The following is a 14,414-nucleotide window of genomic DNA, read 5'->3' as shown; positions in this document are numbered from 1 at the left end:
AAAAGCCATCGCTGCAGTAGCGATGGCTTTCGTCACCTTATTGGGGGGCAACCCTTAGTGAGTGATGTCGTTTAGTGATTATCCCAACGACTATGCACCTTGGTAATCTATACGGCGAGACTCATAACGCTCAACCATCTCATCCATACTTTGCACGTCGATAGCTCGCAGGCCACTCAGTACTAAGGTCTTAATGCCTGTGCCGACTAATTTGTCACCGCAATGCAGCTCGAAACCTAAGGTCACATCGCCGCGCTTGCCATCAACCACTAACTTTTGCTCCACGAGGCTTAGCTCAACCTTATTGAAGTCGAGCGTGGTTAAATCAAATGACATGCTCTCATAAATTACCAGTGGTCTAGCTGGGTTAATCATCACCCCATGGGCCTTCATCATCGGCACCAATACATGGGTAAAGTTAAGCCCAGAAAAAGCCACGTAACTTCTTATAAAAGACTCAGTTTGCACGTCACACAGCGTCGATGCGCCGCTTCGGGTAACACTAAGATATTGCTTGCCTTTATCATCGACAACGGCAAAGGCTCCACCTACCTGCTCAGGAAACAGCAAGGGGACGCCATCACCAACCATTCCCTCGAAACGAAAGCCCATGGTTTGACTTAAGCCATACTGACCCAGTACCAAGGCAAACAACAGATCACCGGGGACACAAAACTTCTTCGCAGCAACGTCGTGGATGGGATTAAAATCTTGCGCAACGCCTTTGGCAAACTCACTGGCTTGTTCAGCAGTGACAGAAACAAGCTGTTCATCTTTTTTATAATAAGGACTTAGAAACATATCGGCTCGACAATACAGGGGCTAGTTATCATTCAGGGGCCACAGTGTATAGCAAAACACCACAAACACTTCTCCGATGACTTAGGATACAGAATTTAACAAATGTAAATAGCTGCTGCTTTAAGTTAATTTTAAGCACCAACTCCTAACATCCGCCCAACTTAACGAGAATAACTCTCATTTACGTTGGAGATTTTATGTCACGCTCATTTACTGGCTCACTTAGCCTGATCACTGTCGCACTGCTGAGTCCCCTCAGCAACCCAAGCCATGCCCAGTCAGCCCCCCTTCAAGTTGCACAACCGTTAGAACAGCTGACCGTATTTGGTAAACGCAACCCTCTCAATACCGTACCAGGCAGCGCCCACCAGCTAACTCAAGCAGATTTAGACACCTTCAAATACAGCGATATACTGCGCACATTAGCCTCTATTCCTGGCGTCTATATTCAAGAGGAAGATGGCTTTGGTCTGCGCCCTAACTTAGGCATGCGCGGCACCGGCCAGAATCGCTCAGAAAAGATAACCATTATGGAGGATGGTGTACTAGCCGCGCCCGCCCCCTATGCTTCACCTGCCGCCTATTACTTTCCAACCTCAGGCAGAATGCAGTCTATCGAAATCCTTAAAGGCAGCTCGACAGTAAGATATGGCCCACGCACTACTGGCGGTGTAATTAATCTTATCTCGCGGCAGATCCCTGATGCGCCGTTGGCTGGGCAAATTGAGGTGGCAGCCGGCCAGCATGGCTACGGCAAACTCCATACCTATGCAGGTGGACAAGGTGAACGAGTGGGTGCGCTGGTGGATCTATATCGCTATCAAGCCGATGGCTTTCGTACCATCAATGGCGTCGGTGGCGATAGCGGCTTTAGTAAAAACGATGCACTCGCCAAACTGAGTATTCGCAGTGATGAAAACAGCCTGCAACCACAAATGCTGGAGATAAAACTGAAATATTCGGACGAATCCTCAAATGAAACCTACCTAGGTTTAACCGACGCAGATTTTGCCGCTAACCCCTACCAGCGCTATTCTGCTTCGCAAAAAGACCTGATGACCACTGAGCACAAACAGCTACAAATTAACCATCTTATCGATCTCAGTCCTAACCTGACCCTCGGCACAACCGCGTACTATAATGCCTTTGCCCGTAACTGGTATAAAACCAGTAAAGTAGGGGGTAAGAGTATTAGTGGCTCTGGTACTCAGTTGGCCGCCGATTTTGATAAAGACCCCCTAGCAGGAGATCTGAGTGTCGATGTGAAAGCCAATAATCGTGAGTATCTCTCCCAAGGGCTTCAAACTGAATTGAACTGGTTGTTAGACAACCATGAACTCGCTTTGGGTGCACGCTATCATGAAGATGAGATGGACAGATTCCAATGGGTAGACAAATACACCTTGCAGGCGGATCAACAGATGCGTCTCGATACGGCTGGCATACCTGGCACCGACTCTAATCGCCTCGACAGTGCTCAAGCCTTGGCACTTTATCTACAAGACAAAATCCAATGGGGTCAATTTAATCTCACAGCGGGTCTGCGCTATGAAACGGTCGAAACCCGTCGACTCGATTGGGGCAAAAGCAATATCGGCCGTGAGGGCGAGCCAAACAAAGATATTCGCAATAGTTTCTCGGCACTGTTGCCATCTTTATCGGTCACCTATCAATTAGATGAGCACTGGTTGCTCTTGACCGGTGTCCAAAAAGGCTTTTCCCCAGCGGCGCCCGGCAACCGTGATCGTAAAGAGGAGCAGAGCTGGAACTATGAGGCAGGTGCGCGTTTCAATAGTGGTGAATTAAACGCCGAAGCGATTCTGTTTTACAGTGACTACAGCAATATGCACGGCAACTGCACCGCTGCGCAAGGGTGTAATGATGACAATATAGGTAATCAGTATAATGGCGGAGAAGTCGATGTAAACGGCCTCGAATTCAGCCTAGATTACACCATCAACCAAGGGAAATCGTTGAGCTTCCCGCTTAAGTTGGCCTACACCTACACTAACGCAGAGTTCGATAACAGCTTCACCTCAGACTTTGACTCTTGGGGGGACGTCGAGGCTGGCTTTAAACTGCCTTACCTGCCTGAAAATATGCTGTTTGCCTCGGTGGCGATGGAGACTGAGAACTGGCAATTAACGCTGGCAGCACGTTATACCAGTGAAATACGCACTCAAGCTGGTAATGGTCATATCCCGAGCGAGCAACTTATCGAGGCTAAAACCATTGTTGACCTATCTGGGCGCTACCATATAGCGCGTGATCATGAGCTTTATCTGACAGCGGAGAACTTATTCGATACTGACTATGTCACCACTAAGATCCATGGCTCCAACTTTGCTGGTAAACCCCTATCCGTGACCATGGGTTATCGTTACCAATTCTAATTTACTTACCGATTTTTATCTGAGAATTAACGCTGGGCAGCATATCGCTGCCCACTTTTAGTCCGAAAGTTTACGCTACACCATTTAGCCACCTCTATGCCCTCGCCAAGAAGATAAACCCATACTTTTGTTTTTAAAGTGTTTTATAAAAAATATTTTAGCTTTCACCTACTCCTAAACATTTACAGACCCTTTACATTTGTTGATCTTGATCAATAAACTTAATGATAATGGTTTGCATTACGATACGTAATTGGTAGAATCGCCAGCAATTTAATAACCCCGACATAACAACTGGGAAGAGAATGATGAAGAAAACGCTAATTGCTGCTGCAATTGTCAGCTTATTTGCTAGCCAAGGTGCTGTTGCATCTGAAGAAACTCAAGAACTGCGTAAAGTAATTGAGCAGCAACAAAAAGTCCTGAAAGACCTTGAGAAGCGTCTTGAAGAGACAGAAAAGCGTGTTGAACAAACCGCAGATGTTGTAGAAGAATCAAGCTCAGCGAAGAGCGCGACCACCATCGGTGGTTATGGTGAACTGCATTACAACAATATCACCGATAATAAAAAAGGCACTGACAAGAAAGAGTTCGATTTCCATCGCTTTGTACTTTTCTTCGGCCACGAGTTCACTGAAAACACACGTTTCTTCTCTGAACTAGAAGTTGAGCACTCAATCTCAGGTGACGGCCAAAATGGTGAAGTAGAGCTTGAGCAAGCCTATATCGAACATGACTTTAACCAGATGTTGACGGGTAAAGCGGGCCTATTCCTAATGCCTGTTGGTATCATCAACGAGACTCACGAGCCACCTGCCTTTTACGGTGTTGAGCGTAACCCAGTTGAGAAAAATATCTTACCTGCAACTTGGTGGGAAGCCGGTGCTGCACTGAATGTTAAAGCTGCTCCTGGTCTTGCATTTGACGGTGCCATCACCTCAGGTCTTTATGTCGATGAGTCATACAGCATCCGTGGCGGTCGTCAAAAAGTCTCTAAGGCCAAAGCTGAAGATCTCGCTTATACCGCACGAGTTAAATACACCGCAGTACCAGGCCTTGAGCTTGCGGCAACAGCACAATACCAGTCAGACCTGACCCAAGGTCGCGAAGGTGTTGATACTGCATCTGCGACATTACTGACTGCTCACGCTATCTACACCATCGAAGGTTTTACGGTTAAAGCGCTTTACGCCCAGTGGGACATCGATGGACAAGAAGCCAAAGCACTTGGTCGTGATGAACAAACAGGTTGGTATATCGAACCTTCTTACCGTTTTAATGAGAGCTTTGGTGTGTTTGCTCGCTACAACGAATATGACAACAACGCCGGTAACAACGCAGATACTAACGTAGAGCAAACCAATGTCGGTATTAACTACTGGTTGCACGAAAACGTTGTATTCAAAGCTGACTACGAAAAAGTTGGCGGTGCTAAAGACTCTGATGGTTTCAACTTAGGTGTTGGCTACCAGTTCTAAGCAAGGCTTCATAATGAGTGCGTCTTAGCGGCGCACTCACTATGCCAAAGTAACGGTTATGACATAGCGGTTACTTTGCCATAGTGACCTATTTTCATCACATCATTGCAGAGCTAAACATGAAATCTATCACCCTTGCTTGCGCCAGCATCCTCTTGTGTTTCAGCTTGCAGTCACAGGCTGACAATACCTATCAAACTACTGAAGATTTTATCGCGAGCGCCTTTAACTCAGTAGCCCCAAAAGCCAACGTGCTATGGCTAGACAGCGAATCAAAAAAAGTCATTGAGGAGATATTGGCCCACAAGTTTAACAAGATGCGAGTTAGATACTGGCAACAACCACAGCAAACGGTATGGATTCTAGAAGAGATAGGCAAAGAATCTCCCATTACCGTGGGTATCCATGTTAAAGACAGCGCCATAGTGCAAACCAAAGTCTTGGTGTATCGGGAAAGCCGCGGCGATGAAGTACGCCATGATTTTTTTACCGACCAATTTAAAGCCGCCACACTCACAGCTAACTATCAGTTAGATAAACATATCGATGGTATTACCGGCGCAACCTTATCCGTCAGAGCACTCACTAAGCTTTCACGTATCGCTCTCTATCTGGATCAACAGATAAATAGTCAATAAGAAAGTAGTGGTTAGCATCAAGCTCAGTTATAGTAATCGCCACGAAATGGGGATGATTCCCCCGATTGACGCATCCTTAGACAACAGATAAGAACCGCTGCATGAGCAATAAGCCCCGCCATCCCCACCGTAAAACCCTGAATCAACAATTAGCAAAACTCTTTAGGCCTTGGCACAGAAGACTGGGGATCGCCAGCGCATTGCTGGTGGCAATGGTATCAATTAGCGGTATATTAATTAACCACAGTAATCAGCTAGCCATAGACAGCAGTCACGTAACACAAGCATGGTTGCTGGATCATTACGGTATTAAACCGCCAAATGAGATAAAGATTTTCCAAACTAAACCACTGTTGGCCATCACTGATAACCTATTATGGCTCAATGACAAACGTATCCTTGAGGCGAACGCACCACTTATCAGTGCAATGGTTTATCAACAAATGTTTGTCGCCATTGATGAAAGTAATCTCTATATACTCTCTGCTGAGGGGGAATTACTCGAACAACAAAGCAGAGCCACTGGTCTGCCTGACAACATCGAGGCCATTGCCATTCAAAAAGATCGGCTATTCCTTAAGACCCAAGAGGGCCAATTTGTGGCAGATGCCGAACTCATTGAGTGGGCAGCCACAACAGTCAAGCCTACGCTAGTTTGGCAACAAGGGCTTGATGGCAGAAAAATCACAGCAGCCAAGGCCCAAGTCTCCCTTTTATCGCGCTCAAATAACCTGACCTGGGAACGTGTCTTACTTGACCTTCACAGCGGTCGCATTGTTGGTTTGTCTGGCCAATGGCTTATGGATCTAGTGGCACTATCATTAATCTTTATGGCATTTTCAGGCCTGTACCTGTGGCAGCAAGCTAAGCCTAAAAAGCGCAGCAAACGCCCCTAATGACCGCCACAACCGTCCCATCCAGCAGCCTGTTATCCTTACAAAAGTATTAAGCTAACAGGCTGATATAACTAAAAATAGTAAAATCTCCACCACCATCAAAAAAATCTGCCTTTAGAGAAGATGATTTTCTAGCAAAAAACACTGTCCTGAGTTAGCTTAAGCCAAATACCGCCAACACTTTATTATGCGGTTAGAAAAGGGCACTACGCCAGCAGAGGTGAATATCACCTTCTTGCTTTACTTATTTCGAGGTTTGCCAACTATGTCTACACTCGCATCGCCAGCCCTTAAGTCATTGCAGACAAACATTGACGCCCCACTGCACCAATTAGTGGCAGATATCGATATACTTGATGCGGTAAAACCTCTCAATAATGTTGAACAAAAACAAGCCTTTTTCGATAATCAATTTTCGGTGGAACCTTCCTTCATTTACGCCAAAGAGAATATCGATCCGTTTAAACTCAAACGCGCCCTATTTAACCTGCCATTAGAAACCTTAAAGGATGACGATCTCTACACTTTATACCTAGATGTTATCGACTCCTATGTCGACAAAGTCGATCAATACAAGTCGATCGGTAGCACGGATTTTTTATATGATTCATTGCGTTATTACGGTGAGCCAAGCGAAAAAGATATTAATAATGCACAGTTCATTTTGCATCTACCCGATGATCCCGATGACAACGTCGGTAAGTTGCAAGATGCACAAGCCATTTGCCAGATCCTCTCATCGATGGCAGCTCAAGAAGGCTATACTTGGCAGTTGCAAATGGACGATTCTATGGTGGCGAATGCGCTAGTTTCAGGCACCAAAGTGCGCATTAATAGCCGCGCTATACTTTCTCACACCGACTCACTGGCTTTAGCCCACCATGAACTAGGCGTGCACTTAGTGACCTCCTTAAATGCACAAAGCCAGCCATTAAATGTGCTCTCATTAGGCTGTCCGCTCAACACCATGACCCAAGAAGGGTTGGCGATATTGAGTGAATATCTGTCGGGAAACCTTACCTTAAAACGACTAAAAATATTGGCGTTACGGGTCATGGCGGTAGCCTCTATGATTAAAGATAAAGATTTTCGCTCCACCTTTTTGCTGCTTAAAGAGCAATATGGTGTCGAAGATAATCTAGCTTATACCATCACAGTAAGGGTCTATCGTGGGGGCGGTTACACTAAAGACCACCTCTACCTCAAAGGCTTCAGTATGATACTGAATGCCTATGAAACGGAGGCTAACTTTAATCACCTACTAACAGGAAAAACATCACTGGCTTATTTGCCACTTATCTCACGTTTAATCAGCAAAGGCGTTTTGATTGAACCCAAGTATGTTACACCCTCCTATAAACAACCGGTACAGGCCAATGCGGTCAACCGCTTTATCACCCATGCAATACGCTAATTAACATTGACGTTAAATAAGGCGAACTTATGACGAACCTAGCCCAGTTCACATTGCTAACTCAATCCTTTAGTCGCTCATTTAAACAGAGTGATTGCGGCGCCTATATTCAGCCGCTAGTAGACCAAGATACCGAGTTCATGCAATTAATAGGCATAGATCCAAGGATTTGGCGTTTCGCACGGTTTCCAAAGAGTACACCAGAGAGCTTTAACCACTATTTTACCAACGTATTGTCAGATGAAGGCAGCTTTTTATTTAGTGTACGGCTTAAAGAAACCGATGCGATCATCGGCTTTACCCGACTTAAAAATATGGATTTTGATCATCGCCGTGCAGAGACTGGAACCTGGCTCATTGGCGATCAGCAAGGCAAAGGGCTCAATAAGTATATAAAACAGCAGCTATTAACCATCGCCTTCGACGTACTCCAGCTCAACGAGGTATATTGTTACGTCAATTGTGACAATCATCCCTCGGTAAAGAGCCTACTCTCTTTAGGGTTTGAGATTAAAGAAGCGCAGCAGCGGCTATCGCCGACCCATAACGAAATGGTCGATATGCAACAGTACTACCTGCATATGACGGCTGAGATGTTCCAGTGTTCCTTCAGGCACACACCCCAATAACAATGAACCAAAAGAGAAAATGTAACCAGCCTTCATTCGAAGGCTAACAAGTTTTGGGGCAAAAGCATGTTAACTTTTTACTCGCCACTCACAGCAAATGAAGCTAAAACGAAGAGAGAACATAACCTAGTGCAGATGCAGCTGCGGACGTTGATGGCATGGCCGCTCTTTGACATCCATGTCATCGCGGCATTTGTGAATCCATTCACGTCAGATGCCACCGTGGCGCGTATAGGGACATATTCACAACAATATCCCTATCTAAAAGCCAGTTCGGCATCCCAGCCTCTCGTTCGTTAGCATGAAGCCATGCTTCACTCACCGTGCTAAAAAAGTGCTTGCACACAAGCTCACCGCAGGTGATTGATTGCTATGACGGTAGGACCTTCAAGCGCTCTTTTCCAAACAGGACACCACCAAACACAACCTCTACAAAAGGTAAAAAAAAGCCACAGTATAATACTGTGGCTTTTTAGCGGCGGCTTCCTAGCCACCTTTTGGGTGTTGATAAACTATGTTAGTAACCTATGAGTTAGGTTGATAAGAAGATTAGTTCTTCTTAGAGTATTTCGCGGCTTCTTCACCCGCTAGACGACCAAAGGTAATGATGTCAGAGATAGCGTTACCACCTAAGCGGTTTGCACCATGGACACCGCCAGTCACTTCACCAGCGCCATATAAGCCAGGAATAACTTCTTTCTTGGCATTCATGACTTCAGCTTTGGTATCAATCATTACGCCGCCCATAGTGTGGTGAACACCAGGAGTGACTTCAATCGCGTAGTAGTTACCTTCATTCAGTGCACGAGGTAGGTTAGGACGCTCGAAATCAGCATCTTTACCACTCGTCACAAAGCTGTTGTAACGTGCAACGGTTTCCGTCAAGGCTTTACCGTCAATACCTACGCCTTTCATGTCGCCAAGTTTAACTAAGCTGTCAGACGTTGGTGCTACACCCAAGCCAATGTACTTATCAATTTTCTTCAGTGACTTACGTACAGAATCATCAAAAATAAGGAAGGCTGACTTACCTGTTTGCTTCAAGATAGCGGCAGAAGCTTTGTCACGTGTAGTGATTTCGTTAACGAAACGCTTACCTTCACGGTTAACTAAAATCGCACCGTTACCACGTACCGCTTCGGTAACCATAACGCCACCTTTAACAGATAACGTTGGGTGCGCTTGAATGTACTCAACATCTTTCGTTGCTGCACCAGCGTTTTCTGCCACGTCGATACCATCACCGACTGCACCTGGTTGGTTAGTAGAGATAAAGCCTTTTAGCTTAGGATCTAACTTAGCAACGCGATCGTTATTCTTAGCAAAACCACCTGTTGCAAGAATTACCGCATCGGCTTTAACCCAGTAGTAACCCTTATACATACCCTTAACTAGGATACCTTTTACCTTGCCACTATCATCTTTAAGAATTTCGATACCGCGTGTGTTCATGCGTAAATCGATATTACGTTTAAGTGCATTATCGTAAAGCACTTGAACAACGTGAGCACCCACACCAGCACCACCAGTTGGACGGTGTGAACGGTTAACCGATGCGCCACCCATACGGCCCACATCGTTTAGATCGGCGCCCATAGCGGTCATCCAATCTACAGAACCTTTAGAGTGAGAGCTTAAAATCTCAACTAGAGCTGGATCGTTAATGTTACGGCCACCTTTCATGGTGTCTTTATACATCAACTCAGGGCTATCGGTAATGTCCTTCGCTTTTTGCTGGTCAGTCCAAGCTGCATTCATACCACCAGCGGCTAACTTGGCGTTACCACCAATCACAGGCTCTTTTTCAATAAGAATGACTTTGGCGCCATTATCATGTGCAGACACTGCAGCAGAGAAACCTGCGCCACCTGAACCCACAACGACAACGTCAACGGTATCGTGCGGTGCGCTAGCAAGAGCAGCTTGACGTTCTGACTTATCTTTGGCCAATTCTGCAATAGTAGGCTCGTTACGCTCCCACTTTTTAGCGTATGGCATGTTGAAATCAAAGCTATGGCAAGAGTCACAGTAAACCATAGATTTTTCGTGAGCACTGTGACATGAGGTACATGCGACATCGCCAGGGAAATGAGAATCATGAGCGTTATAGTGCTCATGTTTAGTGGTTTCAGCCACCTCAGCGAGCGTGCCGTGACACGACACACATTGTTCATTTTCATAAGTTAAGCTGTCGTTAGATAGCTCACCATCTGGTGTATGACAGCTGTCACACTCTTGGTTTTGAGCATGGAACTCAGCCAAGTTATCTGCGGCTAAAGTACTGCTCATAAAGCCTGTACTACCAATTAATGTGGCAATACATGCTGCAAGTTTGATCATTTTCATCTTTGCTCCCCCTTCTACCCGTTATGACCTAAGCCTTATCAGTATAGAAGCACTTTCATTTCATTTTATTTAATTGAAGTGATGTCACTTCGTTTATGTTAAATACCGTCAAAATTTTTAGCGTTTTACGCGGCATTTAATATCGCTCAATTAAATCTTTACCTAAGGCTGCAAAGCCAGCAACAAGATAGAGAGGTTAGTGCTGAAAAATGACACCTCAATCACACGCCATTTATTGGCCTATGCAAACATGCATAGCCCATTGGAGGTATATGCAAAATTGCATAACGCTACGTGCGACGGGTCACATCGCACCATCAACATGCATAAACATGACTTAACATATGATGGATTCGCGTAATACAGCACAGTTTCATTAGTGAACATTATGTAAAATCTCCCCATGAGATCGTTACTGCTTTGCCTTACCCTACTCGTCATGCCTGCGCTCGCCCAAGAGAGCATTGTCTTTGGTGTACACTCAAAAACCGCCCCGTTAGAATGGCGCAACAATGGTGTCGACCAAGGCTTTAACATCGAGTTAATCGACCGTATTGGTCAACTCATGGACAAACGGATTTTAGTGCGCCGTAAAAGCTTTCAACAACTAGTGAAAGATGTTCACAACCCTGACAGCGATATCGATGTCATTGCCGTGGTTAGCCCGGTTAATTTAGACAGAAAGCTCAGCCAATCCGATCCTATTTATGCCACCCATGCCAAAGCCTATACCTTGCAAGGCAAAGCATTAATCAATAGCTGGGCAGACTTAATCGGCAAACGTGTTGCGATTAAAAAAGGCGCCTTTGTTGACGTTTACCTCTCTGGTTATCCACAACAATTTGAACGGATTGATGTCGACCTTTATGAGACAGGCTTTCAACGGCTGATTAATAATGAAGTGGATGTGGTCATTGCTGAAAGCTTTGTTGCTCGTCGACTATTACCCCTTTATCCGTCGGTTCGCAGCTCCAGTGATGCACTGATTTACGGCGCATTTAACTTTGTCTGCAATGGCAAAAAGTCTGCTTTAATGGACCAGATAAACGATGCACTGCGCCAGTTAAAACTCTCAGGGGAGTATGACAAGCTGGTGAATAAGTGGTTTGGTACTGGACGAGAAAAGGTCGATTTAACCTCAACCCAACAACGGATGTTTTGGCTGGCTATCTTAATTTCTATTATCTCCGCAATGGGGATGATCTATACCGGTTTTATTAGTGTGAGCCTGCATAAACGTAAAAAGGCGCTCGATGCAGAGTTGATGCAACGTCGACGGGTTGAAGCTGAGATCTCAGCACTTTCTAAACAGTTTCAGTCGGTATTAGATGGCATGCCTCATGGCGTCACCATCGTCAACCAAGCGATGCAGCGCTTATGGAGTAACGACAACAATATTCACCTTTTGGTAAGCCCTGAATTTCGCTATATCGACAACCACCCCTTTCAGCTAAAGTCAGCGGTGTTAGACACCTTGTCTGACCAACACTCGCTCACTGCCGACATGGTGTATCAACAGCAGTATTGGCAGCTGCAAATTCACCCTATTGCTCATGATCAGGTAGTGGTCTTACTCGAAGAGTCTACCGAGCAACATAGATTGCGCCATGCTAACGAAGAGGCGAGCCGCTTAGCCTCCCTTGGAGAGCTTAGTGCCGGTATCGCCCATGAGATCAACAACCCAACAGGACTTATCGTCCATGCTATTGCACTCTTTTCCGCCGCGATGAAAGATTTAACCCCAGCAGCGCAGCATTACATTAAAGTTAACCCGTTTTGGCAAATTGCTGGGTTTGAACCGGTCAAAGCTATGGATGAGTTAGCCCAAAGTTGCGACACCATCAACGAAGGAGCGCAGCGCATCAGTCGTATTGTTAACGATCTTAAGCGCTACGCCTTGCCGCACCTTGCCAGTGAAAAAACTGCCGTTAGCCTTAACGAAGTGGTGCAGGTCGCATTAAGGTTAACGGCAAATCAAACCAAAACCCATGAGGTGATTATCGAACTTAATTCCCCGTCACCTCTGGTGATGGGCGATGCACAACAGTTACATCAAGTTTTGATTAACCTCATTCAAAATGCGTGTCATGCCTGCCCCTCTCATACAGGGCGCATCTATATACAGACTCATTTAACAGCGCAGCATGCCAAAATATCCATATCAGACAATGGCTGTGGCATGGACAGTGCCACACTTAAACGTATTACGGAGCCATTTTTTACCACCCGCAGAACAGAGGGTGGCACGGGCTTAGGCTTATCGGTATGCAGCCGTATCATTAAAGCCCACAATGCTGAAATGCAGATCCATTCTAGCCAAGGAAAAGGCACCCAAATTAACCTAATTTTTCCACTGTTCCAGTGAAATTAACGGCAGGAACTTAAGATGAAACTGGCAAGAAATATTCTCTTAGTCGATGATGAGGCCTCATGGTTACGCAGTCTTGCCGTGACGCTCAACCGGCTGGTCCCCGAAGCTGAGATAGACACCTGTGTCGATAGTCGCCAAGTGATGAATCGCCTTCAGGTAGGTGATTACGCATTAGTTTTGCTCGACTTGACCATGCCTTTCCATTCAGGAGAGGAGCTGCTTGCCATGATCCGCAGTGATTTTCCTAATACCCGGGTTATCATCGTCACAGGGGTCAATGAGGTCGATACCGCCGTGCGCTGCATTAAAAATGGTGCCTACGACTACTTTATTAAAACTGATAATGTCGATGATCTGTCTCATACGGTCAGACGGGCTTTAGAAGTTGTAGGGCTTGAGCGGAACTACCTACATATTAAGGAGCGATTTTTAAGCCGCACCTTAGATCATCCCGAAGCCTTTAATAACATCCTCACCTGTGAACCTCAGTTATTGGATCAGTTTCGCTATTTAGAAGCCGTCGCCTTTAGCCCTGAGCCATTGCTGATTTATGGTCAAAGTGGGACAGGTAAAAGTGAATTTGCTAAATCTTGTCATCAACTTTATAGCCCAGATGCCCCCTTTATCAGCCTCAATTTGGCGGGCATCACCTGTGAGACCTTTGCTATCAAACTGTTTGGTCAGCTTCACCACAGAGCCAATGGCGAAATCGATGCGGTAGCCGGCTACCTGCACCAAGTGGGTAGCGGTGTGCTTTACCTCAATGAGATAGGCTCATTACCTCAGCAAGCGCAAATACAGTTACTGGAACTGCTTGAAAGTAAAAAATATAGCCCTATTGGCAGTGAACAAGCCTACCCGGTTAAGTGTAAATTCGTGGTATCCACTCAAGATGATCTTCTGCAACTTAATCAGCAAGGAACATTTCGAAGCGACTTACTCTACCGCTTACGCTCTCACAAAATAAAGCTGCCTCCATTGGCAAATCGGCCACTGGATATCGCCATGCTGATTAATCACTTCATCGCCCTCGCCGCGCAAGAGATGTCATTGAGAGCTCCTCAGCAACCGCGCGATCTCGCGCCTAAACTGGCAGGGTATCAGTTCCCAGGTAACCTTCACGAACTCAAAGGGATGGTTTTTGATGCCGTCAGCCGCAGTGATGGCGTAGCCTTAAATATCTCTCCTTTTATGGAGGCGATTAACGAACATAAATCTCTGTGTTCGCCACAACAAGATTGCATGGTATTCCCCAAACAATTACCCACACTCGCTGAAATCAATCAAGCCTTAATCGATGAAGCGATGAGCCGTACCGCCAACAATCAAACCGCCGCGGCTCAACTTCTGGGCATAAGCCAAAGCGCACTGAGCCGTCGCCTCAAGGGGTAATACGACAAAAAAACGGCTTTTCTCAAAGTCAGAAAAGCCGTTTTTAAACCTTTACA

10 protein-coding genes are annotated in these 14,414 nt (G+C 45.8%); 8 read left to right on the top strand and 2 right to left on the bottom strand.

The annotated features are described in order from the left end of the window. Positions 1-90: 90 nt before the first annotated feature. Entirely contained in the window at positions 91-801 is a 711-nt protein-coding gene (locus tag BEL05_RS09600) for a DUF3581 domain-containing protein (RefSeq protein WP_028763780.1), read from the bottom strand. A gap of 197 nt (positions 802-998) precedes the next feature. Between BEL05_RS09600 and BEL05_RS09595 the strand changes: the two genes are divergently transcribed. The 6 genes from BEL05_RS09595 (at position 999) to BEL05_RS09570 (ending at position 8,249) form a co-directional block, all read left to right on the top strand. Then, positions 999-3,194, top strand: coding sequence for a TonB-dependent receptor family protein (locus BEL05_RS09595; protein WP_069671025.1), 2,196 nt, complete (start codon positions 999-1,001; stop codon positions 3,192-3,194). Positions 3,195-3,502: 308 nt separating this feature from the next. Further along, on the top strand, positions 3,503-4,672 hold the full coding sequence (locus BEL05_RS09590; protein ID WP_069671024.1) for a porin: 1,170 nt from the start codon (positions 3,503-3,505) through the stop codon (positions 4,670-4,672). A 119-nt stretch (positions 4,673-4,791) separates the two neighbouring features. Beyond that, entirely contained in the window at positions 4,792-5,310 is a 519-nt protein-coding gene (locus tag BEL05_RS09585) for an FMN-binding protein (RefSeq protein ID WP_028763777.1), read from the top strand. A gap of 101 nt (positions 5,311-5,411) precedes the next feature. Beyond that, complete coding sequence (locus BEL05_RS09580; RefSeq protein WP_069671022.1) at positions 5,412-6,206, top strand: PepSY-associated TM helix domain-containing protein; 795 nt, start codon at positions 5,412-5,414, stop codon at positions 6,204-6,206. A gap of 187 nt (positions 6,207-6,393) precedes the next feature. After that, entirely contained in the window at positions 6,394-7,620 is a 1,227-nt protein-coding gene (locus tag BEL05_RS09575; RefSeq protein ID WP_245686971.1) for a flavohemoglobin expression-modulating QEGLA motif protein, read from the top strand. Between the two features lie 29 nt (positions 7,621-7,649). Beyond that, complete coding sequence (locus BEL05_RS09570; protein ID WP_069671032.1) at positions 7,650-8,249, top strand: GNAT family N-acetyltransferase; 600 nt, start codon at positions 7,650-7,652, stop codon at positions 8,247-8,249. Positions 8,250-8,798: 549 nt separating this feature from the next. Here BEL05_RS09570 and BEL05_RS09560 read toward each other — a convergent pair. Then, the gene (locus BEL05_RS09560; RefSeq protein WP_028763789.1) at positions 8,799-10,595 is read right to left on the bottom strand and encodes a flavocytochrome c; all 1,797 of its coding nucleotides are present in this window, start codon (positions 10,593-10,595) and stop codon (positions 8,799-8,801) included. A gap of 403 nt (positions 10,596-10,998) precedes the next feature. On the opposite strand from BEL05_RS09560, the gene BEL05_RS09555 reads away from it, so the two are divergent. Together BEL05_RS09555 and BEL05_RS09550 are read left to right on the top strand one after the other, a co-directional pair. After that, the gene (locus BEL05_RS09555; RefSeq protein ID WP_069671030.1) at positions 10,999-12,960 is read left to right on the top strand and encodes an ATP-binding protein; all 1,962 of its coding nucleotides are present in this window, start codon (positions 10,999-11,001) and stop codon (positions 12,958-12,960) included. Positions 12,961-12,981: 21 nt separating this feature from the next. Continuing rightward, complete coding sequence (locus BEL05_RS09550) at positions 12,982-14,358, top strand: sigma-54-dependent transcriptional regulator (RefSeq protein WP_069671029.1); 1,377 nt, start codon at positions 12,982-12,984, stop codon at positions 14,356-14,358. Positions 14,359-14,414: the final 56 nt, after the last annotated feature.

This window comes from Shewanella colwelliana (genome assembly GCF_001735525.1).
GTDB classification, from domain to species: Bacteria; Pseudomonadota; Gammaproteobacteria; order Enterobacterales; family Shewanellaceae; genus Shewanella; species Shewanella colwelliana.
This window is presented reverse-complemented; position numbering and strand designations above follow the sequence as displayed.

What these genes read in the sequence shown, in the direction of transcription:
- BEL05_RS09600 (WP_028763780.1), bottom strand. Translation starts at nt 801, where the DNA reads ATGTTTCTAAGTCCTTATTATAAAAAAGATGAACAGCTTGTTTCTGTC.
- BEL05_RS09595 (WP_069671025.1), top strand. Translation starts at nt 999, where the DNA reads ATGTCACGCTCATTTACTGGCTCACTTAGCCTGATCACTGTCGCACTG.
- BEL05_RS09590 (WP_069671024.1), top strand. Translation starts at nt 3,503, where the DNA reads ATGAAGAAAACGCTAATTGCTGCTGCAATTGTCAGCTTATTTGCTAGC.
- BEL05_RS09585 (WP_028763777.1), top strand. Translation starts at nt 4,792, where the DNA reads ATGAAATCTATCACCCTTGCTTGCGCCAGCATCCTCTTGTGTTTCAGC.
- BEL05_RS09580 (WP_069671022.1), top strand. Translation starts at nt 5,412, where the DNA reads ATGAGCAATAAGCCCCGCCATCCCCACCGTAAAACCCTGAATCAACAA.
- BEL05_RS09575 (WP_245686971.1), top strand. Translation starts at nt 6,394, where the DNA reads ATGCGGTTAGAAAAGGGCACTACGCCAGCAGAGGTGAATATCACCTTC.
- BEL05_RS09570 (WP_069671032.1), top strand. Translation starts at nt 7,650, where the DNA reads ATGACGAACCTAGCCCAGTTCACATTGCTAACTCAATCCTTTAGTCGC.
- BEL05_RS09560 (WP_028763789.1), bottom strand. Translation starts at nt 10,595, where the DNA reads ATGAAAATGATCAAACTTGCAGCATGTATTGCCACATTAATTGGTAGT.
- BEL05_RS09555 (WP_069671030.1), top strand. Translation starts at nt 10,999, where the DNA reads ATGAGATCGTTACTGCTTTGCCTTACCCTACTCGTCATGCCTGCGCTC.
- BEL05_RS09550 (WP_069671029.1), top strand. Translation starts at nt 12,982, where the DNA reads ATGAAACTGGCAAGAAATATTCTCTTAGTCGATGATGAGGCCTCATGG.